Genomic DNA, 22,625 nt, shown 5'->3' with positions numbered 1-22,625 from the left:
ACGGACAAACAAGAGACACAAATTCCGGCCAACCGCATGGCGCCTCGTTGGCCGGACTATTCAACGCAAATGCCACTATGGAATGGAAACCCCCATGCGCTGGAAGTTGCGCGCAGACCCATTGACTTGTCACGTGTGACAAGGTGAAGCCTTTCTCAGTGATGCATGCGCACTATCGCTCACTCGCGGAAGCGGCTGGACTTACGCGGCCCAGTGGCTTCATACCGGGGCTAAACGGCTCGGCGCCAACATTTCAGCGACCATCGCCCCGAGCCTCTATATAGGCCCAGGGGTTCGGCGCCTTGCCTGACGCAGGGTCTTGGTTGCGGCCGGCGGGCATTACGGCGGGTGTCAGCGTGGCCGTGCCGACAGGTAAGACGTCGAACAACTTGAGCTATGACCCGACGACGCGGCAGTTCAACACTGTAAGGACGGCCAATGTCACCACGGTGCACTGGAGATTCGCGCTGGAGTACAGCACGCTGTATTTGACGGATCGATTTGCGTCAGGCGTGCTCCCCAAGGAGGATCCCCTCCGCCAATGGATTCCCTTGATTGAGTTCGCGCTCGACTCACCACGGGGCAACGCACGCGCGGCACCGTCAACCCAGGGATCCCCTATGTCAGCGATACGTGGCAGGTCGCCGCGGAACCGGGCCTTCCTACAACCCACGGTTCGACGCGAGGTGTCGGCGCAAATATTCAGGTGTTGTTCTTCCTGGATGATTTCCTGCCGTCACTATTCGGCAAGCCGATCCTGGCGCATTAGCGAATTGTCTTGATGCACATGCGAGCCCTGGCATTGCAGTGGTGCCAACCAATGCAACAGCGAATGCGAACGCCTCTCATGCGGATTCTTTTCTGCCGCTCCCGGTTATTTCCCACACGGCCCGCTCTCCCCCTATGATCGCGGACAAATTCAGGCGCTCGCCCTCAAGGTGATCTGTCCTCGTCCATCAGACAAACAAGACCATGCAACAGCCAACCGAGATTGATCTCGACAGCGAAACGCCCGCCATGAAGCGCGCGGCGAAACGCAGCACGCTCGTCAGCGTGGGTGTCAATTTGGCCCTAACGGCTGCGCAGCTGGTTGCCGGCGTTCTTGCCCATTCACAAGCGTTGATCGCCGACGCGATCCACTCGCTTTCCGACCTGGTTTCGGATTTCGTCGTTCTCTTTGCTGGACACCATAGTCAGAAGGAACCGGATGCGGAACATCACTATGGTCACCTTCGATTCGAGACAGCAGCATCCCTGGTATTGGGCTTGCTGCTACTCACCGTAGGCGTCGGAATGCTCTGGGGTGCGGTGACCAAGCTGGAGCATCCGGAGTCGATCTCACATGTGAAATTGGTCGGCTTGTGGGTCGCACTGGGCGCACTGGTGAGCAAAGAACTGTTGTTCCGGTACATGCTGGCCGTTGCGGAGCGCGTACGCTCCAGCATGCTGATAGCGAACGCATGGCACGCCCGCTCCGACGCAGCCTCCTCATTGGTGGTTGCACTCGGCATCGTCGGCAATTTGCTTGGATTCCACCTGCTCGATCCAGTGGCCGCATTCGTTGTCGGGTTAATGGTGGCGAGAATGGGCTGGCAGTTTGGCTCGAATGCCCTGCACGACCTCATGGACAGAGCCGTCGATCAAGAGACAGCCAGCGAAATTCGGGAAGTGATACTCGGCACGCCAGGCGTGCTTGGCGTTCATGACGTGCGGACACGCAAAATGGGCGACATGATCCTGGTTGACGCGCACTTGGAGATCGAAAGCACCGCAACCGTGAAGGTCGGTCACGACATCGCGCTCGAAGCGAGGCGACGCGTTATGCAAAGACGTGATGTTCTCAATGTCATGACCCACGTCGATCCCGTAAACGGGCTCCCAGCCGGTACAAGCTAGCCTTTGAGCCGCGGTAAGAACACGTTGAATGTTGAGCCTTTGCCTTCTTCGCTGGTCACGGTGATCGTCCCTCGGTGCAATTCCACTACCAGCTTCACCAAATAAAGCCCTACACCTGCCCCGACCGTCCCCGCAACGTTGCCACCACGCACATAGCGCTCGAACAAACGCTCGATATCGCGCTCGGGTATGCCCAGGCCCCGGTCTTCCACTGTCACGGATACACCGTCGGCATCGCTGCGCATACGCACGCTGACCGGTGCGCCTGGCGGCGAGTATTTAACGGCGTTGCCGACAAGATTGCTGAAGGCCTGGAACAGAAGCCGGGCATCGCCGAAGAATGTGTTCGGCTCATCAGTCTCTACGCACGACTCGATCCGTGCGCTCGGCGTGCCTTCCAAGTGCATTTCGCAAACCTCGGTCAGAAGCGCTGCAAGCGGGAAATCGGTGCGCCGCATCGCTGCGGGCGTCGTGGAATCCAGCCACTGCGAAGAGTCGAGCAGGTGATCCATCAGGTGCGTCATGCGCTGCACGGCAGCCCGGATTTTCTCGCAGCGCTCTTCCAGCACCTCAGGCGGCAACGCGTCACGCATGCGGATCAGGCGCTGAGCCTGGCCGTCAATCACGCCCAGCGGCGTGCGGAATTCATGCGATGCCATTGAGACGAAATTGCGTTGCAACTCGGCCATGCGACGCTCTTTGTCGAGCGTCTCCTGCAATACGGCGGCTTGGGCGATCAATGCATCCTTGCTGCGACCCAATTCAATTGTGTTTTCTCGAAAACGCGCCACGGCTTGCGCGATGTCACCAATCTCGTCGTGGCGGTCCACGCCTGGGATGTCGATCTGGGTATCGTTGTTGGCAACGCGGTGCATGCGATCCACCAGCGCGGCAATCGGGCGCGACACGGCGTAGACAAGATAAATCACGGCCAACACGACCAGACACGCCGCCACCACGATCGCCCCAACTATGAGTTGCCGCGCATCGTGGTAGGCCTGCGCCTCTCGCTCGGTTTCTGCCGTGGCGCCAGCGACACTGCGTTCGGTCATCACACCCAAGGTGTCGTTGGCCGAGTCGAAAGCATGCTTGGAGTCCGTGTGATAGAGCCGCGTAGCACCCGCTACGTCGCCTGCCTTGGCAGAAATCATCAGCCGTCGCGCAAGCTCGCGATACGTGTTCCATTGGGTGACAAACTGGCTGTAAAGCTCGCGCTCGGGGCTGTCGTGCTCGATCTTGTCGTAGCGGGCCTGGGACGTGGCAATCGCTTTGTCGAGCATGGCGACCTGTTCGTCTGCGGCTCGCAGATCGGCACGTGATGAAGCGATTAGAAAATCGCCTTCGGCCGCGCGATAATCCGAGATGTAGTTGTTGAGGTCGCCCAGAATCCGGCTGTTTTGAAGCCAGCGCCCGCTGATTTGCGCAGATACGCTGTGGAAACTGGCCAATTGGTCGATACTGAAAGCGCCGACGCCGACCACCAGCAGCAAAAAGATCACGAACACCAGCGTCAGCCGGACGCGGATGGGACGCAGGATCGACGGAGATTCGATTCCAAAGCGCCGCCCGTCTGGCGCGGCTGGGGCCCTGTTTGGCGATTGCATAGGTAATGTCCTGCGCAGTTTCCCTGACAATGTCGTGAGCGAAGCGTCAGTCACCATACCACCAGGCGGAATCTCCATGATGCCAGCCAGCCCGAAGATCCTCTGCATTGAAGACGACGTTGAAACCGCCGAGTTGATCACCGAAGAACTGGCCGAACACGGCTATACCGTCATCACCGCGCACGACGGCGAATCCGGGCTGGCGATGCTCCTGCGCGAAGCCCCTGATCTGGTGCTGTGCGACGTGGGCATGCCGGGCATGACCGGCTTCGAACTGCTGGAGCAATTGCGCACGCTTGCGCCACGTTATGCCGAAATTCCGTTCGTCTTTCTGACGGCGATGGCGCAACGCGAGTCCGAACTGCGTGGGCGTCGCCTGGGTGCTGATGACTATGTGACCAAACCGGTCGACTTCGAAATCCTGATTAGCATTGTGCAAACACGGCTCGCCAGACGGCCGCGCACGCATACCGCGCATCCGCCCGTACAACTGAGCGAGCGCGAGGCCGAGGTGCTGGCATGGTCTGCGCGCGGCAAGACATCGGGTGAGATTGCCACGATTCTTGGGCTCTCCAAGCGCACGGTCGATTTCCATATGGACAATGCGCGCGAAAAGCTGGGCGTCGCCACGCGCATCGAAGCCGTGGTCAGGGCTTCCAGCTCGGGCATCATCAAACCGTAGGGGCCGCCGCACGAAGCGGCGGCCATCGCTCAGACCGGCGCTTCCTCAAGGGTCGGCTCTTCAGGCGGCGGCTCCTTGCCGAGGAATACCATCCGCAGGGCCGGCACGATCACTAGCAGCATCAACGGGCCCACCAGCATGCCGCCCACAACCACGGTGGCCAGTGGCCGCTGCACCTGGCTGCCGATGCCCGTGGAAATAGCCGCCGGGAACAGGCCGATACACGCTGACAGCGCGGTCATCAGCATGGGCCGCATCCGCTGTTGCGCCGCATGGAACATGGCTTCCGTGGGCTGGAGGTCGCGCTCTCGGCGCAAGTCGTTGTAGTAGGTGATCATCAGAATGCCGTCCATCACGGACACCCCAAACAACGAGACAAAGCCGATTGCCGCCGAGACGCTGAAGTCCAACCCCGTCAGGAACAGGGCCGCGACCCCACCGGTAATCGCAAACGGAATACCGGCCAGCGCCATCAGGCTATCGCGCAGCGAATTGAACAACCCATAGAGCAGCACCAGAATCAACAGAATGCTGATCGGCACCATGACCGCGAGCCGCTGCTTGGCCTGTTCGAGTTCTTCAAACTCACCTGCCCACTCGATGCGGTAGCCCTGCGGCAACTTGACGTGCTGGGCGATGCGCTGCTGCGCTTCTTCGACCGTGCCGCCCAGGTCGCGCCCGCGCACGCTGAACTTGACCGGAATATAGCGGGCGTTCTTCTCGTGATAGATGTACGACGCCCCCGTATCCAGCGTGATGTCAGCCAGCGCCGAGAGTGGAATGTAGGCGTTGCCGCCGTTCGCGTTCGAGTAGGCGACGCGGATGTTGCGCACCGCATCGATCGTGGCGCGGTACTCCGGGGCCAGCCGCACCGTCAGTGCGAACTGCCGATCGCCTTCCAGGATGGTGGTGGCCTGGGAACCCGACAGCGCCGCTTGGACCACGGTATTCACATCCCCCGTGTTCAGTCCATAGCGCGCGGCCGCCTCACGGTTGATGCGCACGTTCAGGTTCGGTTGACCCAGCACACGGAAGATGCCCAGGTCGGTGATGCCTTTGACGCGGCTCATCTCGCTTTGCACCTGATCGGCCAGCCGCTCCAGCACCTGCAGATCCGGGCCGATGATCTTGACCGAATTCGCCCCCTTCACGCCAGACAATCCCTCTTCCACGTTGTCCTGGATGTACTGCGAGAAATTCAGGCCGACCCCGGTGAACTCACTGGTGAACTCTTTCTGCACCTGCGCGATCAGCTTCTCCTTGGTCATCCCCGCCGACCATTGGTCGAAAGGTTTGAGCGGCACGAAGAACTCGGCGTTGTAGAAGCCGGCGGCATCACTGCCGTCGTCGGGGCGACCATGGGCCGACACCACCGTGCGCACCTCGGGGTGCTTAAGGAGGATTTGACGCATGCGCGAGACCGGTACCACGCCCGATTCCAGCGACGCCGTTTGCGGCATGGTGAGCCGGATCCACAGGTTGCCTTCTTCAAGCGCGGGCAGGAACTCCGTGCCCAGCAGCGGCATGAGCGCCGCGGTCGCCGCCAGCACGACCGCGCCGATCGTCACGGCAATGCGCCGGTTGGATAGGGACCACTTCAGCGCAGGCTGGTAGAGCCTGTGCAGTGCGCGCACGAGCCAGGTTTCCTTCTCTTCAATCTTCTTGGGCAGCAGGTACGAGCACAGCGCCGGCGTGACCGTGAAGGTGGCGATGAGCGCGCCCGCCAACGCGTAGCCATAGGTACGCGCCATCGGCCCGAAGATCTGACCTTCCACTCCCTGCATGGTGAACAGCGGAACGAACGCCGCGACGGTGATCAAGGCGGAGAAGAACACGGCGCGATCCACCTGCAGCGCACTGACGAAAATCATGCGCAAGCGCTCCGGCACACGGAGGCCGAGCACCTTCGCGTCGCGACTCATCAGCAGGCGCGTCTGCTCCGCCGCCGGCATCTGGAAGTTGCGGAAGATGTTCTCGACCAGGATGACGGAGGAATCGACGATGATCCCGAAGTCCACCGCGCCCACTGAGAGCAGGTTGGCCGATTCGCCGGTCAGCAAGAGGATCAGGATGCTGAAGAACAGCGCAAACGGAATGTTCGCGCTGACAATGATGGCGCTGCGCAAATCACCCAGAAAGATCCATTGGATGAAGAACACCAGCAGGCAGCCAAACAGCAGCGCATGCATGACCGTGTGCGTGGTGACGGAGACGAGCTCCGAGCGGTCGTAGTAACGCTCGACCTTCACGCCTGCCGGCAGCGTGCCATCGGTGTTGATCTTGTCCAGCTCTGCCTTGACGCGCGCCACCACGTCGTTGGTCTGCATGGTGCGGTTCATCACCACGATGGCGGTGACGACGTCGCTTTCATTGTCACGGCCGGCAATGCCTAGACGGGGCGCGAAACCGATCTTCGTCTTCGCCACATCCTTGACCTGTACGGGCACTCCATTAGTCTGCGTAAGAACGATCTTGTCGATGTCCTTCACGTCTTGGATCAGACCCACGCCGCGGATGTTGACCGACTGCTGCCCAAAGTTGATCGTGCGCCCGCCGACGTTGATGTTGGCATTGCCGAGCGCCGTCATCATCTGCGGCAGGGTGACGCCATAGGCTTCCAGCTTCTTTGGGTCGACCTCGACGTCATACTCCTTGGTCGTGCCTCCCCAGCTGACGACCTGGGCCACACCCGGTACGGTCTTCAGGCGGCGCTGCAGCACCCAATCCTGCAGGGTGCGCAGGTTGGTCAAACCAAAGTGCGGCGGCCCCTTCAACTGATAGCGCACCACTTCGCCGACCAGGCTGGACGCCTGAATCTGCGGTTGCACGTTGTTGGGCAGGCTGACGTTCTGCTGGAGGGCAAGTGCGGCCTGCGTGTAAGCAAAGTAGTAGTCGATCCCATATTTGAAGGTCACGCGCACGAACGACAGACCGTAGAACGAGGTAGAACGAATGTTCTCCACGCCTGGCGTCGCCGCCAGGCCGATCTCCATCGGCACGGTGTAGTACCGCTCCATTTCTTCGGCCGACAGGCCGGGCGTCTGTGCCGTGATCTCAAGGATGACGGGTGCGGGGTTGGGGTACGCCTCGATGTTGAGCTTGGAATACGCAAACAGCCCTGCCGCCACGAATGCCAGCAGAAACAACAGGATCAGCGGCCGTCGCAGCAGCGATAGCTTGAGAATTGATTTGAGCACGGTGAACTCCCCTCAGTCGGCGCCGTTGAAATTGCCGGCAGCCGCCGTGCTCAGGTACAGCGCGCCTTCGTTGGCGGCCAGTTCGCCCGCGCTCAGGCCTTCGAGCACTTGCACAAAGCCATCCTGTTCCAGGCCAAGCTTGATCACGCGCCGCACAAAGCGCTTGCGGTCCGTCGTGACCCATGCGGTCATGGTGCCGTCGCCTTCACGCACCACGCCGTCCATCGCCAACGCTGGTGATTGGATGGGCGCGCCGGTGGTGATGTCGAATGACGTGAACATGCCGGGGCGCAGTTCGTGCTTCGGATCGTCGATTTCCGAACGCACCAGGATGCGGTGCGTGTTGGCGTCGACCGATGCGCCCACGGTGGTGATCTTGCCGTTGAAGACCCGGCCCGGAAATGCCATGACGTGAATTTTGACCGGCTGGCCAACGTGCAGCAACGGCGCGTCGGCTTCCGGCACGAATGCCTGCATCCACATGGTGGACACGTCAGCCACCGTGAATGGCGCCGTGCCGTTGCCCGGCTGCAAGAGCAAGCCCGGCTGTGCGCTGCGCGCAGTCACCTGGCCCGAGATCGGGCTCACCACCATCAGCAGCGAATCGGTCTTGCGCGTCTCCACGATCTGGTCCATCTGTGCGGGCGTCTTGCCGAACACGGTCAGGGCTTCACGCGCAGCTTTGTAGGCGGCCTCCGCAGCCTGCTGGTCGGAGATAGCCTGGTCCAGGTCTTTCTGCGCAAGGCCCTGAATCTCAAACAACTGACGTGCGCGGGCCAGCGCCGCTGTGGTCAACTTACGCGTGCCCGCAGTGGAGATCAACGTGGATTCCGCCTGCACCAGGTCGGGGCTGTCGATGTCGAACAACGGCTTGCCCTTGGCCACCGTATCGCCCACCTTGGCGTAGGTGTTGCGAATCTTGCCCTGGTACGACGTGAAGACCTGGACGGCACGGTCCTGGTTGAAATCGATGTTGCCGACGGCTTCACGGCGGTTGGCAAAGTCGTGTAGTTCAACCGGCGCGACCTTGATGTACTGGAGCTGACTCTGGCTCAACGTGACGGCTTGGCCATCGCGCGACGCCGTTGCCGGCAAAGCCAGGGGCGCCACTCCATATGACGATGGTGACGACGGAGCGGGCGAGGCTTCGGACCGTTTCTGGCCTCCCAAGCCCCACATCAGGCAGCCAACGACCAGCGCGGCAACAGCGCCACCGATGGCGGCAGATTTGTAATCGACCTGCACGGCAATACCCCAGACGATAGAAATTGGCCCGCATGATGCGGGCCGCCTGCAGATCGGTCTACTGTGATGAATCACAGTTCGCAACAAATCGCCGCTCCCCTAGAATCGCCGCCATTCGTCCAGACTGGGTGCCTGCATGCCCTCCAAAACTGCCTTTGGCACGTCACCTTCTACCTCTGCCTCGCTGCGCCTGACCACCCTGGCGGTGGCCTGCCTGCTGGTCACCGCCTGTGCGGTCGGGCCCGATTTCAAGGTGCCGGACGCGCCCAAGGTGTCCGGCTATACGCCGCAGCCGTTGCCGGAGCAGACGTCTTCTGCCGCCACGCAGGGGGGTGAAGCACAGCGCTTTGTCTCGGGCATGAAGGTGTCCGACCAGTGGTGGAAGACGTTTCAGTCGGACAAGCTGAACAAGACCATTGAAAATGCCTTCGCCGCCAGCCCAACGTTGAGTGCAGCGCAAGCGGCGCTGCGCATAGCGCAACAGCAGACGAGTGCGCAGCAGGGCGCGTTCTTCCCGTTGGTGCAGGGCGCGTACCAGGGTGCCCGCAAGCGCGATGCGGTCGGCACGATCGCCCCGTCGCTCACCTCGAATGCCGAGATCTATAGCCTGCACACGGCACAGGTTACGGTCAGCTACGCACCTGACGTGTTCGGCTTGAACCGGCGTCAGGTTGAGTCGCTCAAGGCCGCAGAGGATGCGCAGTACTTCCAGTTGGAGGCCGCCTATCTAACGCTGGCCACCAACATCGTGGCGGCAGCGGTACAAGAGGCATCGCTGCGGGCGCAGATCGATGCGCAAAAGCGCATCGTGGCCATCAACACACAATTGGTCGGCAACCTGCGCAAGCAGTTCACGCTGGGTGCCGTCACCGGTCTCGACGTGGCCGCCGCACAATCAGCGCTGGCGCAGGCCGAGCAGGCGCTGCCGAACTTGCAAAAGCAACTGGCCGTGCAGCGCGACTTGCTGGCCGCGCTGGCCGGCAAGCTGCCGGGCGACGGCATCGCGGACACTTTCACATTTGCAGATTTCACGCTGCCGCAAGCGTTGCCCTTGTCGCTACCGTCTGATCTGGTGCGGCAGCGCCCCGATGTTCGCGCTGCGGAAGAACAACTGCACGCCGTCACTGCGCAGGTAGGCGTGGCCATTGCGAACATGCTGCCCCAGCTCACTCTGTCTGCAACCCGGGGCGGAACAGCCTCTCAATTCAGCCAAATGTTCCAGCAGGGCAATGTGTTCTGGAGCCTGGTTGGCGGCGTGGCGCAGACCTTCTTCGACGGTGGCACGCTGCTGGCCAAGAAACGCGCCGCCGATGCGGGCGTCGACCAGGCCGAGGCCCAGTATCGTGGCACGGTCATCTCCGCCTTCCAGAACGTCGCCGATACCCTCCATGCGCTGGATGCTGATGCCGACGTGCTCAAGGCCGCGCTAAAGGCCGAGCAGGCCGCCCGCACCACGCTGGACATCACTGACAAGCAGCGCGCCATCGGTCAGGTCAACATCCTCGCCGTGCTAAGCGCCGAACAGGCCTACCAGACGGCCCTGCAAGCCACGATAGCGGCACGCGCCAACCGATTTTCCGATACGGCCGCGCTATTTCAGGCGCTCGGGGGCGGGTGGTGGAACCGGCCCCACGCTGATATCGCACAGGGCGGAAGTCAATGAGGCGCGAGGCTTCGCGCGAAGGGTCAGTGCCCCGACCTGACGGTCAACTCTGTGGGATTTCACAAATGTGCGCCTTCAACGGGTCAATGCAACTTATTGATGCCAACGTTCCGATGGCGTATCGACGTTTAGAGTTTTGCGCGGACGCTAATTGAGCCGTCTTGCGACAGCATTGAGCTTAGCCTGCGCATCAGGCCCTTCTTGAAAATGTGAGCAGTCCCTAGCGGGTGTGCGCAGCGGTAGTTGTCTTGCAACTGGCCTGCCTTGCATCCAGGTCCGCTTCGGTGAACAGCCCTTGCGAGACCAGCGTTGCGTGTTCGCTGGCCGAGAACATCGCGCACGTGGCCACCGTTGCCAGCAGCATCTGGGTTTTGGGCTGCGCCGGCGTTTTCATCAGTCCGAAGTTGGACTCGGCAGCGTTTTTGCCGGATTCGTCATACAACTCGTAGAACTCGGCGCCCTCGATATTGGCGTCGTTCTGGTTCAGCAAGTAGCCGATGTGCGTTTTCAGGCTGACCAGGGCCTTCGCGTCGTCATACGGTTGGCCTCGCAGCGGGGCGTAGATTTCAGCCGCGTTCAACTCGTTGACGATAACGGGCTTACCGATCTTCTTCATCTCGGCAAAGACATCGATCGTTCCCCTTGCGACACTGACCCGGTAGGGGTTGGTGCCGGCACCGTAGTAATAGTGGTACGCCAGTTTGTCGACCCGCGCGCCCTGCGCTTCCAGGAACGGAATCAGGCCGAAGTCTGCGTAGACCGTGTCGACCACCGTGCGTAGCGGCCGGCCAGTACGGGTGCCGACATCATGCACGGCGCGCGACATGCCGCGCAGCACGGTTGCCCATTGATGCGCCAGCGGCGTCGCGTAGTCGCTGGCGGTGGTGCCCGTCCCGCTCTTGAAGCCCTGGCGCAGGCTCAGCTCGTTCTGCAGCTCCCAGTCGCGAATGTCAGCAGCGAACCGCAGGACGATCGGCGCCACGCGATCGTAGCCCTGCGCTTCGAGCCCGGCGTCTGAGTCGGGATACCGGCCGTTGTCGGTCGCATCGCCCCAAGTGAAGGGCACGTACAGGATCGGGTGCAGCGTGATGTGGTGCGCATGGGACAGCGGCACCAGCGCCTGCAGCAATTGCGTGGCGGCCGAGCCATCCCTCGTGAGCGGCACGTCGAAGCGATAGCTCTTCAAGCCGCGCTGCTCCAGCGTAGCGAACTGTGTGGCGTAGTCGCTCCAGAGTGCCTGGCTCGGGCTTGGATGCCCACAGACGCCCCAGGTGAAGGTCTGGGCGGCCGCAGCGCTCGTCAGCCACGTTGCGGCCAGGACAAGAAGGACAGTACGGATGCACCGAGTTTTCATGGTGGGGGCGGACAAGTGAACGATGGTTGTTCTTGGGCCTCGGTGTTGCCACCGCAATGGTATCCGTATGGCGGAGGGGCATGCCTGTCAGGATACGACTCATGCCGTTCCTCGAACCTTTTTCAGAGATTCGTTTTCGTGCGGGCAACTCGTCGATCTGACTGAGCCCGAAGCGGTAGCCTGCACAGTGACGTCATGGGTTGGCTCGCGGCCAAGATCGACCTCTTCGATGCTGTTCGGATACCCTCGGTGCCGGTGACGCGGTGCCCCTGCCACGAGCAGCCTCATTGAACGCATAGGGCGACGCAAATTGAAGAGATGTAAATCCGCGGCCAGGGAACGTGTATGCGGAGCGGATACAGTGGGCGTTGCGGAGCTCCTTACGCCATTTTTTCTTGTGGCGCGTAGATGCCAACTCTAGACTCCGGCTAACTCGCCCGGCCAAGTGGCCATTGATTCGCCTGAACGGCAGAGGCCGGATTCGGTCACCGTCCTCTGCCTGGTGAAACAGGGGTGTCGGGGTTGGTTGAGCGGACTGGCGTCAACAGTCTCCAAACCCCCGCGGTTGCTACAGACATTTTTGTACAGGTACGGACGCTTTTGTGTCCCATCAGTTCGCGGATCGCCCTAATCCGGCACCACCGCCGTCACCTCGATCTCCACCTTCGCGCGGTCTTCGACCAGCGCTCCCACCTCCACCGCCGTCATCGCAATGCTGAAGCTGCCGATCAGTTCGCGGAACGCCTTGCCGATCTCGGGGTAGGCCGCCACGTAGGCCTTCTTGTCGGTCACGTACCACGTCATGCGCACGATGTGCTCGGGCTTGGCGTCGCCGGCGGCCAGCACGTCGACGATGTTCTGCAGCGCCTGCCGGACCTGACCGGCCAGGTCATCCGTGTGGAACACGCCCTGCGCATCCCAGCCGATCATGCCGGCCACGAACACCATGCGCCCACGCGCGGACACGCCGTTGGCATAGCCCTTCGGACGCGGCCAGTTGGGGGGGAGCAGTACTTCCATAATGCAATTCCTTCCAGTTCTGTTGCGACTACTGTTGAACGCTCGCCTCGATCGCCTGCCGCACATCGGGCGGCATCGGCATCGCGCGATGCGTGTTGAGATCGGTAAATACCAGCACCTGCTGGGAGCGCACGCGCAGTTCGTCGCCGGACCAGCAATCCAGGCCCAACGTAAGCGACGCATTGCCCAGCCGCTCCAGCTTCAGCTTGAACTGCACGTCGTCGCCCATGCGGCTGATGGCGCTGAACTCGCAATGCAGCTTGACGATGGGCAGGCCGATGCGGCGCGGGCCCAGCATCTGCGCATACGAAACGCCCAGGCCGTCGGTAAACCAGTCTTCGACCAGGCCATTGAACAGCACGAGGTATTGCGGAAAGTAGACGATGCCGGCCGGGTCGCAGTGTGCAAAGCGGATGCGCGCGGCGCGCTCGAAGTGGTAGTCACTCATGATTTGTCGTGTTCGCGCAGGCGGTAGCGCAGCAGCTTACCGACTTCACTGCGCGGCAGGCTCGCGCGAAATTCGATGGCACGCGGATACTTGTACGGGGCCACGGTCTGCTTCACGAAGTCCTGCAGCGTCTTGACCATCTCCGGCCCCGCCGAATGGCCCGGATGCAATACAACGAACGCCTTGACGATCTGCCCGCGCTCTTCATCGGGCTCGCCGATCACGCCGCACTCGGCTACGGCCGGATGCTGCATCAGCGCGTCTTCCACCTCGGGCGCGGCAATGTTGTAGCCCGACGAGATGATCATGTCGTCAGTGCGCGAGTGGTAGTGAAAGTAACCTTCCTCGTCCATGACGTATGCATCGCCCGTGAGGTTCCAGCCGTTGCGCACGTAGGCGCGCTGGCGGTCGTCGGCCAGGTAGCGACAGCCGGTCGGGCCCTGGACTGCCAGGCGGCCCACGGTGCCCGGCGGCACGGGGTTGCCGGCGTCGTCCACAACCTGTGCGACATATCCGGGGACGGCCTTGCCGGTGGCGCCGGGGCGCACGTCGGCGTCGGCGGCGGAGATGAAGATATGGAGCATCTCGGTCGCGCCAATGCCGTCGATCAGCTCGATGCCGGTGGCGTTCTTCCACAGCGTGCGCGTGGCCACCGGCAGCGCTTCGCCCGCCGACACGCAGCGGCGCAGCGGCGTGGCGCGCAACTCGTCTCCGCGCGCCGCGATGTTGCGGTACGTGGTAGGCGCCGTGAACAGCACCGTCGCGCCAAACGTGCGGATGCCATCGACCAGATCGTTCGGCGATGCCTTCTCCAGCAGCACCGTCGATGCACCCACGCTCATCGGAAACAGCAGCAGGCCGCCAAGCCCGAACGTAAATGCCATCGGTGGGCTGCCGATGAAGATGTCGTCCGCGCGCGGCTTGAGCACATGCGGCGGCCAACACGCGCAAATGGCGAGGATGTCGCGATGAAAATGCATCGTCGCTTTCGGCACGCCCGTCGTGCCCGACGTAAAGGCAAGCAAGCACGTGTCATCCGCCGCCGTATCCACGTTGCTGAAGGTGACCGGCTGGCGGGCCATGGCAGCCTCCAGCCCTTCCGGCGTGTCATCGTGAAAACACAGCATCTGCACCGGCTTGGCCGCTTGCGTCACGGCATCGCGCAACTCGTCGACGAGCCGCGCGTCGCACAGCGCGAAACCGATCTCGCCCTTGCCCAGGATCTGACCCAGCTCCTTGGCGCGCAGCAGCGGCATGGTCGTCACCGCAATGGCGCCCACTTTCATCACGGCAAACCAGCAGGCGGCCAGCATCGGGCTGTTGGGCGAGCGCAGCAGCACGCGGTTGCCCGGCACGACGCCCATCTCGTTGACCAGCACATTGGCGATGCGGTTCGCGTGCTCCTGGAAATCGGCGTATGTCCAGCGGATGCCGGGCGCCTGGATGCAGAGGCGGCCGCCCTCGCCTGCGGCAACGCGGCGGTCGAGCAGTTCGGTCGCACAGTTCAACTGCGGCGGAAACTGCAGCGCCGGCAGATCAAAGCGATACACCGGTTGCAGCTCCGCCGGGGGCAGCCGGTCGCGGGCGAAGGTGTCGATATGGGCGCTGGGCATGGCGAGCTCTCCGTCTCTGGGCTGGGCAGTGTCAGTGCGCTGCCGGCGTGGCCGCGCGCAGGAGTTCGCGCGCGATGATGAGTTGCTGCACTTCCGTCGCGCCTTCGTAGATCCGCAGCGAGCGGATCTCGCGGTACAGGCGCTCCACCGGCTGCTCGCTCACCACGCCCAGGCCGCCCCACATCTGCACGGCGGCGTCGATCACCTGCTGCGCGTTTTCGGTGGCGGTCAACTTGGCCATGGCAGCTTCGCGCGTCACGTTGCGGCCCTGGTCGCGCTGCCACGCGGCGCGGTACGTCAGCAAGGCGGCGCTGTCGATGGCGGTGGCCATTTGTGCGAGCTTGGCCTGCGTGAGCTGGAAATCGGCCAGTACGCCGCTGAACATCTTGCGGGTGGTGGCGCGCGCCAGCGCTTCGTCCAGCGCGCGGCGCGCAAAACCCAGCGCGGCTGCCGCCACCGACGTGCGGAACACATCCAGCGCGCGCATCGCCACCTTGAAGCCCTCGCCCGCCGCGCCCACGCGCTGGCTGGCCGGAATGCGGCAATTGGTAAAGCGCAGGCGCGCGAGCGGGTGCGGCGCAATCACGTTGATGCGCTCTGCAATATCAAAGCCTGGCGTACCGGCCTCGACAATGAACGCGCTGATGCCGCGCGAGCCCGGCGCCTCGCCGGTGCGGGCAAACACGACGTAGAAGTCGGCGATGCCGCCGTTGGAAATCCACGTCTTCTCGCCGTCGAGCACGTAATCCGTGCCGTCTTCACGCGCGGCGCAAGCCATGGCCGCGACATCGGAGCCGGCATCGGGTTCGGACAGTGCAAACGCAGAGATGGCCTCGCCGCGCGCCACCTTCGTCAGATAGCGTTCGCGCTGCTCAGGCGTGCCGTGCAACGAGATGGCGCCCGAGCCCAGCCCCTGTATCGCAAAGGCAAAGTCGGCCAGGCCGGAATGGCGTGCCAGCGTCTCGCGGATCAGGCAGATGGCGCGCGTGTCGATGGTCTCGGCCGCGCCGCCGTGCGCCGTGCCGCCCACGGCGTGACGCAGCCAGCCGGCTTGCCCGAGCGACTTGACCAGCGCGCGGCATTCGGCATCCACATCGGGGCCGTGGTCGTGGGCGATGTGCTTCGTGGCCCAGGCGTCCAACTCGGCTTCGAGCTGGCGGTGCTTGTCGTCAAAGAAGGGCCATTGCAAATAATCCTTGTCGCTCATCTCAATTGCCCTCGAATACCGGTTTCTGTTTGGCGACGAACGCGTGATACGCCCGCGAGAAATCTTCGGTCAGCATGCAGATGGCCTGCGCCTGCGCCTCGGCCTCGATGGCCTGCTCGATCGTCATCGTCCATTCCTGGTGCAGCATCGTCTTGGTGATGCCGTTGGCGAACGTCGGGCCGGCGGCCAGATCGGCGGCCAGGGCTTGCGCTTGGCTCAGCACCTCGGCCGGTTCGCACAGGCGGTTGAAAAAGCCCCAGCGCTCGCCCTCTTCACCGCTCATCGAGCGGCCGGTGTAAAGCAACTCGCTTGCGCGGCCCTGGCCGATGATGCGCGGCAGGATCGCGCAGGCGCCCATGTCGCAGCCGGCCAAGCCAACGCGATTGAAAAGGAACGCCGTCTTGCTGCGCGCCGTGCCCAGACGCAGGTCGGAAGACATCGCCAGGATGGCGCCTGCGCCGGCGCATACGCCGTCAATTGCAGCGACGATCGGCTGCGGGCACGCGCGCATCGTCTTCACCAGCTCGCCCGTCATGCGCGTGAACATCAGCAACTCGGGCGCCCTCAGTTGCACGAGCGGGCCGATGATCTCGTGCACATCACCGCCGGAGCAGAAGTTGTCGCCCGCACCGGCCAGCACGATGGATTTGACGTCATCCGCCCACTTGAGCTGATGGAACAGGTCGCGCAGTTCAGCATACGAATCGAACGTGAGCGGGTTCTTGCGCTCCGGCCGGTTGAGCGTAATGGTGGCAACGCCGCCTTCCACGCTCCACAGGAAATGCTTGGCTTGATAACCCGCCAGCGGGCGGCGGTTGCCGGCCAGCAGGGCCGGGTCCACAGGGTGATTCGGGTCGGTCATGATTGGGTCGGGTTCGTTCAGGGTTGATCTTCGCGGGCGTCCAGCTCTTGCTCACGCTGCGCGAGGTGGACGCGCAGGTGGCCAAGCTGCGCATACAGCGCGTCTTTGTTGGCGACGCCAAGGCCGTCGAACATCTCGATCAGCCAGCGTTCGTGCTCGGCGGCCATCTCGGCAAAGTGGCGGCGGCCGGCGTCGGTCAGCAGCACGCGAAAGGACCGGCGATCGTCCGGATCCGCCTCGCGTCTGACAAGCCCTTCCTTCTCCAACTGGTCAGTCAGGCCGGTGACGTTGCCGCCTGTCACCATCAGGTAGCGCGACAGCACGTTCATGCGCAGCCCGTCCGGATGGCGATCGAGTTGTGCCAGATAGTCGAAGCGCGGCAGCGTGGTGTTGAAGCGCGTGCGCAGGCGCTGGCGGATCTGCTGCTCGATCTGCGTGCTGCAGGCCAGCAGGCGCAGCCAGATCTTGACGTCCATGTGGTCGTCCACATGCGCGCGCGCTTCCAGCCCGATATGTTCGTCGCCCAGCGCCTGCACGACGGCGTGATGGCCGGAGGCACGCGTGGCGAGTGCGGTTTTGCGCCGGGTGCGTTCGGTGCTCACATCACCTCCCCGCCGGATACCGAGATGGCCTGACCCGTGACCGACGACGCGCCATCGGAGCACAGCCACACGACCGCGTTCGCCACTTCGTCGGGCGTGATGAGCCGGCCTTGCGGGTTGCCCTTCACCAGCTCGGCCCACGCTTCTTCTGCGCTGCGGCCGGTGCGGGCGACGATGCGGTCGATGCTCTCGCGCACGATGTCCGTTTCCGTGTAGCCCGGGCACACCGCGTTGACGGTGACGCCGCGCGCGGCCAGTTCGAGCGCCAGCGAGCGCGTGAGCCCGATCACGCCATGCTTGGCCGCCACATACGCCGACACATACGCATAACCGCGCTGCCCGGCCGTGCTGGCGATGTTGACGATGCGGCCGCGGCCCGACGCCTGCACATCGGCCAACGCCGCCTGCGTGCACAGGAACGTGCCCGTCAGGTTGACGGCCAGCATGCGCTGCCATTGATCGAGCGTTGTCTTGGCAAACGAAGCGCTCTCCGCCTGCCCGGCGTTGTTGACGAGGATGGAGATAGGGCCGAGCCCCGCGCGCGCGGATTCGAACGCCGCCGACACACTCGCCTCGTCGGTCACGTCACACGTCACGACCTGCGCGCGTGCGCTATCGGGCAACGTCTTGGCGGTGGCTTCCAGCACGTTGGCGTTACGGCCCATCAGCGTGAGCGTGGCGCCATGCGCCGCGAGTTGCGCGGCAATCGCAGCGCCAATCCCGCGCCCTGCACCGGTAACAACGGCGTGGTGCCCGGCGAGCATTGCAGAGGTCGCCATCTCAAACCCCCTGCATGCGGTTGGCCTGCTCCAGCGGTGACAGCCCCGCCGCCTGCGCCGCCATCGCGCGCTCGCGCTCCAGGTTGCGCTCCAGTTGCAGCTTGCCCGCGCGGTACTGCTTGGGCCAAGGCATGTCGAGATAACCGATGCGGGCGGCTTCGTTCAGCGTCCAGGCCGGATTGGCCAGGTGCGGACGCGCCACGGCGCACAGGTCAGCACGGCCGGCGGCAATGATGCTGTTGACGTGGTCGGCCTCGGAGATGGCGCCCACAGCGATGGTGGCGATGCCGGCCTCGTTGCGAACGCGGTCGGCAAACGGCGTCTGGAACATGCGGCCGTACACGGGCTGCTCCTTCTTGCTGACCTGGCCCGACGAGCAATCGATCATGTCGGCGCCTGCGGCCTTGAAGATGCGCGCGATCTCGACCGCATCGTCCGGCGTGATACCACCCTCCACCCAGTCGTGCGCGGAAATGCGCACCGACATCGGCTTGTTGCTCGGCCACACCTCACGCACCGCGTGGAAGACTTCGAGCGGAAAACGCAGCCGGTTTTCCAGCGATCCGCCGTATTCGTCGTTGCGCTGGTTCGTCAGCGGCGAGATGAACGACGACAGCAGATAGCCGTGCGCGCAGTGCAGCTCCAGCCAGTCGAAGCCGGCTTCGGCCGCCAGCCGCGCCGAATGGACGAAGTCGTCACGCACGCGGTCCATGTCGTCGCGCGTCATGGCGTGCGACCACTGGCTTACGCCATCCAAATACTGCTGGGGCGATGCGGAGATCAGCGGCCAGTTCTGCCCGTCTTCCAGCGGCAGATCGATGCCCTCCCACGCCACGCGCGTCGAGCCCTTGGCACCGGCATGGCCGAGCTGGATCCCGAGCTTTGCATCGCTGTTGGCATGCACGAACTGCACGATGCGCGCCCAGCCGTCGCGCTGGTCGGTGTTCCACAAACCCGGGCAGCCGGGGGTGATGCGGGCATCGGGCGATACGCACGTCATCTCGGCCATCACCAGGCCGGCACCGCCCATGGCGCGCGCGCCCAGGTGCACGAGGTGGTAGTCCGCCGGTTGGCCGTCTTCGCACGAGTACTGCGCCATGGGTGACACCACCACACGGTTCTTGAGCGTGACGCCACGCACCGTGAACGGCGTGAACATCGGTGGCACCGGGCCGTGTTGCGGGCCGCGCTGGGCTCCAGCCTGCTCGGCAATCCAGTCCTCAAACGATTCGAGATAGCGCTTGTCGCGCTGGCGCAGGTTTTCGTGGCTGATGCGCTGGCTGCGCGTGAGCAGCGAATAGGCAAACTGCTCGGTCGGCAGGCTGGCGTAGCGGGCCACGTTTTCAAACCACTCGGTCGAATTGCGCGCCGCGTTCTGAATGCGCAGCACTTCCACGCTGCGCACCGCCTCGTAGTGTTCAAGCGCGGCACGCAAATCGCCGGGGTACTGGCCGATGCTGCGCGCGAGTTCAATCGAATCTTCCAGCGCCAGCTTGGTGCCTGAGCCGATCGAGAAGTGCGCCGTGTGCGCCGCATCGCCCATCAGCACCACGGGCGTGTTGTTCTCGTTGGTGTGGACCCAGTGCCGGCACACCACGCGCGGGAAGCGAATCCACTGCGCCGAACCGCGCAGGTGCGTGGCGTTGGAAATCAGCTTGTTGCCGTCGAGATACTTGGCGAAGAGCCGCTCGCAGTATGCGATGGCATCTTCCTTCTCCATGGTTTCCAACCCGGCGGCGCGCCATACCTCTTCAGGTGCCTCGACGATGAAGGTGGAGGTCTCGTCGTCAAAGCGGTACGCATGCGCCTGGAACCAGCCGTGCTCGGTCTCTTCAAACGCAAACGTGAACGCCTCGAACAGCTTGTGCGTGCCCAGCCAGACAAAGCGGCAGCGGCGCGTGTCGATATCCGGTTGATACGTGGCGGCGTACTTGGTGCGGATGCGGCTGTTCAGGCCGTCGCTGGCGATGATGAGGTCGGCATCGGCGTAAGCCGTGTCATCCTGCACGTCGGTTTCAAAGACGAGTTTGACGCCCTCTTCCTCACAGCGCGCCTGCAGGATGTTCAGCAGGCGCTTGCGCCCGATGCCGCAGAAGCCGTGGCCGCCCGAGCGCACGACCTGCCCTCGGATGTGGACTTCAATGTCGTCCCAGTGGTTGAAGGCGTCGAGGATCTGCGCGGCGCTCTTGGCGTCGGCGCGCTGCAGGTTGCCCAGCGTCTGGTCGGAGAACACCACGCCCCAGCCGAACGTGTCATACGGGCGGTTGCGCTCCACCACGGTGATGTCGTGCGACAGGTCCTGCAGCTTCATCAGCAGGGCAAAGTACAGGCCGGCCGGCCCACCACCAATACAGACAATCTTCATGACAACGGCTCCGCGTTTGATGCGGTATTACCTTAGTCATGAATAGTTTAGTTGTAAAGTAATTTGCTGAACCGGCGCCCCGGGGTTTACACCGAAGCGGGCGGCGCCAGGCTCACACCCGCATGTGAGTCCCCACTCAGCACAGGCGCTGCCGGAAGAACGCCAGGATCTCGTCGCGGGCCCCCAACGTTGGCTCGCCAGCCGCGTCGATCAGGTGGGCCGTCACCACGCTGTGCGGACAAGGCACATGCCGGGCAAAGAACGAGGGCGGGTTCGGGTGCGCAGCGCTGTCGGGCAGCACGCGCGGCACAAAGCGAGGGCCCAGCGCCTGTGCATATGCAGCGAAGCGCTCGGCGCGGCAGAAGCGGTCGCCCTCAAACCGATAGGCCAGCACGGTCAGGTCTTCCTGCTCCAGCCGCTGGCGTACGGCGGCCGCTTCCTCTGGCGCGATCTCGATCCCGCCCCGCGCGTTCAATGGCAAGGACGGCTGGCACAGCACGGGCGCCAGCATGGCCGGCTCCAGCATCATCGTCAGCGCGAAATTGCCGGTGAAACACATGCCGATGGCACCCACCCCGGGGCCACCGCACTCCGCATGGGCCAGCCGCGCCAAGCTGCGCAGCCACTGCGTGACCGGGCTCGACTGGTTGGCCGCAAAGGCACGGAACTCCGCACTCACGCACGCATGGCGGAACACCGCGGCACCCGCCTCCGCCTCGGGCACCGCGCCATCCCGCCCGAACAACGACGGCATGTAGACCGTCAACCCCGCATCGCGCACCCAGCGTGCAAACCGCGCCACGTGCGGGCTGATGCCCGGCATTTCGGCCATGACGATCACGCCCGGCCCGGTGCCGGTCACATACACGGTCTTGGTGATGCCATCCAGGGTGATCTGGCGGCGCGTGAAGTCTTCCAGGCGGTCGTCTTGCGGGATGGGGGGCGTCATGCGGTCGGCCTTGCGCGGAATGGAGATGCCCCCATTGAACGCCTCGGGCCGCTAGACTGGCAGTGTCGATTTCGACATCTTTCGGGCAACTTTGGTCATGGCGGATTTCACCCTCCTCGTACTCTCCGGCGCTTACGCCACCAGCGTGGCGGCAACACTGGACATCCTGCAGGCCGCGTCGACACTCGCCCCGCGTGTGAAGGCCCCGCGTCCAACCTGGCGCGTACTCTCAGCCGACGCGCCCAGCGCGCAACTGAGCAACGGTATGCAAGTGGAGGCCACCGCCCTGCCAAAGCGCCCCCGCCCCGATGGGGGCACCTGGATCGTGCCGGGCCTGGGCCTGGATCATGCGGGCGTGATTGCCACGCGCCTGGCGCAGGATGATGCCCAGCGAGCAGCGCGCGCCCTGGCCGCGCAGGTCGCAGCGGGCGGGCAGGTGGCCGCATCGTGCTCGGCGGTGTTTCTGTTGCAGGCGGGCGGCTTGCTGCACGGGCGTTGCGTCACCACGTCTTGGTGGCTGGCCCCGACGCTGCAGCAGTGGGAACCCGCATGCACGGTCGACGCAGACCGCATGGTGTGCGCCGACGGCCCGATCGCCACTGCCGGCGCCGCCTTTGCGCAAACCGACCTGATGCTGCATCTGCTGCGCACACGCTTTGGCGTGGCGCTGGCCGACGCCGTGGGGCGTGTGCTGCTGATCGACGGCCGCCACGCGCAAGCGCCGTTTGTGGTGCCCGCCATGCTGGCCAACGGCAACGCGCTGATTGCCCGGCTGGTGGCACGCATTGAAGCCGCCCTGCCCAACCCGCCCAGCGTTCAGGCGCTGGCCGACGAGCTGGCCATGTCGCAACGCACGCTGTCTCGGCACGTGCGGGAAGCGACCGGCAGAAGCACGCTCGCCCTGGTGCAGAGCGTGCGCCTGAACCGCGCCCGCATGCTGATCGAATCGAGCCGCATGACCATCGACAGCGTGGCCGAAGCCGTAGGCTACGAAGACGCCACCGCGCTGCGGCGCCTGATGCGCAAAGTGTCGGGCACCAACCCCAGCCAATACCGCCCGGCAGCCTATGGTTACAGGCGGTTACACAAGAAGCTGCCGGGCCTTAATGTTGGTTTAAGACTTGGCCCCTAACTTGGTC

At 63.8% G+C, this 22,625-nt stretch carries 17 protein-coding genes and 1 pseudogene; 5 read left to right on the top strand and 13 right to left on the bottom strand.

The window, feature by feature from the left end; genetic code table 11:
* Positions 1-220: 220 nt before the first annotated feature.
* Positions 221-769, top strand: a pseudogene (locus CFE42_RS23910) (hypothetical protein); the annotation flags it as partial.
* A 203-nt stretch (positions 770-972) separates the two neighbouring features.
* The gene (locus CFE42_RS08520; protein ID WP_004632317.1) at positions 973-1,896 is read left to right on the top strand and encodes a cation diffusion facilitator family transporter; all 924 of its coding nucleotides are present in this window, start codon (positions 973-975) and stop codon (positions 1,894-1,896) included.
* Here CFE42_RS08520 and CFE42_RS08515 read toward each other — a convergent pair.
* Positions 1,893-3,500, bottom strand: coding sequence for an ATP-binding protein (locus CFE42_RS08515; protein WP_004632319.1), 1,608 nt, complete (start codon positions 3,498-3,500; stop codon positions 1,893-1,895). The two genes, CFE42_RS08520 and CFE42_RS08515, sit on opposite strands and share 4 nt — an antisense overlap.
* A gap of 76 nt (positions 3,501-3,576) precedes the next feature.
* Here CFE42_RS08515 and CFE42_RS08510 point away from each other — a divergent pair, with 76 nt between their 5' ends.
* Positions 3,577-4,182, top strand: a complete 606-nt coding sequence (locus CFE42_RS08510) for a response regulator (RefSeq protein WP_004632320.1) — start codon at positions 3,577-3,579, stop codon at positions 4,180-4,182.
* 29 nt (positions 4,183-4,211) lie between these two features.
* Here CFE42_RS08510 and CFE42_RS08505 read toward each other — a convergent pair whose 3' ends face one another.
* Positions 4,212-7,379 carry a CusA/CzcA family heavy metal efflux RND transporter gene (locus CFE42_RS08505; protein WP_004632322.1) on the bottom strand — a complete coding sequence of 1,056 codons (3,168 nt, stop codon included), beginning with the start codon at positions 7,377-7,379 and terminating at the stop codon, positions 4,212-4,214.
* A gap of 12 nt (positions 7,380-7,391) precedes the next feature.
* Positions 7,392-8,624: an efflux RND transporter periplasmic adaptor subunit gene (locus CFE42_RS08500; RefSeq protein ID WP_004632324.1), complete on the bottom strand. Its 1,233-nt coding sequence runs from the start codon at positions 8,622-8,624 to the stop codon at positions 7,392-7,394.
* Positions 8,625-8,760: 136 nt separating this feature from the next.
* On the opposite strand from CFE42_RS08500, the gene CFE42_RS08495 reads away from it, so the two are divergent.
* A complete protein-coding gene (locus CFE42_RS08495) occupies positions 8,761-10,287 on the top strand; it encodes an efflux transporter outer membrane subunit (protein WP_004632326.1) in 1,527 nt (508 codons plus the stop codon).
* A gap of 220 nt (positions 10,288-10,507) precedes the next feature.
* Here the strand turns inward: CFE42_RS08495 and CFE42_RS08490 are convergent, their stop codons facing one another.
* The 10 genes from CFE42_RS08490 to CFE42_RS08445 form a co-directional block, all read right to left on the bottom strand.
* Complete coding sequence (locus CFE42_RS08490) at positions 10,508-11,641, bottom strand: hypothetical protein (protein WP_004632327.1); 1,134 nt, start codon at positions 11,639-11,641, stop codon at positions 10,508-10,510.
* 627 nt (positions 11,642-12,268) lie between these two features.
* Positions 12,269-12,661 (bottom strand): RidA family protein, encoded by a 393-nt coding sequence (locus CFE42_RS08485; protein WP_004632330.1) that lies wholly within the window; start codon positions 12,659-12,661, stop codon positions 12,269-12,271.
* Positions 12,662-12,689: 28 nt separating this feature from the next.
* The gene (locus CFE42_RS08480) at positions 12,690-13,109 is read right to left on the bottom strand and encodes a thioesterase family protein (RefSeq protein WP_004632331.1); all 420 of its coding nucleotides are present in this window, start codon (positions 13,107-13,109) and stop codon (positions 12,690-12,692) included.
* Positions 13,106-14,722: an AMP-binding protein gene (locus CFE42_RS08475; RefSeq protein ID WP_004632332.1), complete on the bottom strand. Its 1,617-nt coding sequence runs from the start codon at positions 14,720-14,722 to the stop codon at positions 13,106-13,108. Before CFE42_RS08475 ends, CFE42_RS08480 begins: the two co-directional genes overlap by 4 nt.
* A gap of 31 nt (positions 14,723-14,753) precedes the next feature.
* The gene (locus CFE42_RS08470) at positions 14,754-15,929 is read right to left on the bottom strand and encodes an acyl-CoA dehydrogenase family protein (protein ID WP_004632333.1); all 1,176 of its coding nucleotides are present in this window, start codon (positions 15,927-15,929) and stop codon (positions 14,754-14,756) included.
* A gap of 1 nt (position 15,930) precedes the next feature.
* Positions 15,931-16,791, bottom strand: a complete 861-nt coding sequence (locus tag CFE42_RS08465) for an enoyl-CoA hydratase family protein (protein WP_004632334.1) — start codon at positions 16,789-16,791, stop codon at positions 15,931-15,933.
* Between the two features lie 17 nt (positions 16,792-16,808).
* Positions 16,809-17,393, bottom strand: coding sequence for a MarR family transcriptional regulator (locus tag CFE42_RS08460; protein WP_004632335.1), 585 nt, complete (start codon positions 17,391-17,393; stop codon positions 16,809-16,811).
* On the bottom strand, positions 17,390-18,172 hold the full coding sequence (locus CFE42_RS08455) for an SDR family NAD(P)-dependent oxidoreductase (protein ID WP_004632337.1): 783 nt from the start codon (positions 18,170-18,172) through the stop codon (positions 17,390-17,392). The genes CFE42_RS08460 and CFE42_RS08455 overlap by 4 nt, the downstream gene beginning before the upstream one ends.
* A gap of 1 nt (position 18,173) precedes the next feature.
* Positions 18,174-20,537 (bottom strand): bifunctional salicylyl-CoA 5-hydroxylase/oxidoreductase, encoded by a 2,364-nt coding sequence (locus CFE42_RS08450; protein WP_004632338.1) that lies wholly within the window; start codon positions 20,535-20,537, stop codon positions 18,174-18,176.
* A gap of 136 nt (positions 20,538-20,673) precedes the next feature.
* Positions 20,674-21,486: a dienelactone hydrolase family protein gene (locus CFE42_RS08445; protein ID WP_004632339.1), complete on the bottom strand. Its 813-nt coding sequence runs from the start codon at positions 21,484-21,486 to the stop codon at positions 20,674-20,676.
* A 97-nt stretch (positions 21,487-21,583) separates the two neighbouring features.
* On the opposite strand from CFE42_RS08445, the gene CFE42_RS08440 reads away from it, so the two are divergent.
* Positions 21,584-22,618 carry a helix-turn-helix domain-containing protein gene (locus CFE42_RS08440; RefSeq protein WP_004632340.1) on the top strand — a complete coding sequence of 345 codons (1,035 nt, stop codon included), beginning with the start codon at positions 21,584-21,586 and terminating at the stop codon, positions 22,616-22,618.
* Positions 22,619-22,625 lie beyond the last annotated feature (7 nt).

Source organism: Ralstonia sp. PBBBR1 (assembly GCF_002256165.1).
Taxonomy (GTDB): Bacteria; Pseudomonadota; Gammaproteobacteria; order Burkholderiales; family Burkholderiaceae; genus Ralstonia; species Ralstonia thomasii.
This window is presented reverse-complemented; position numbering and strand designations above follow the sequence as displayed.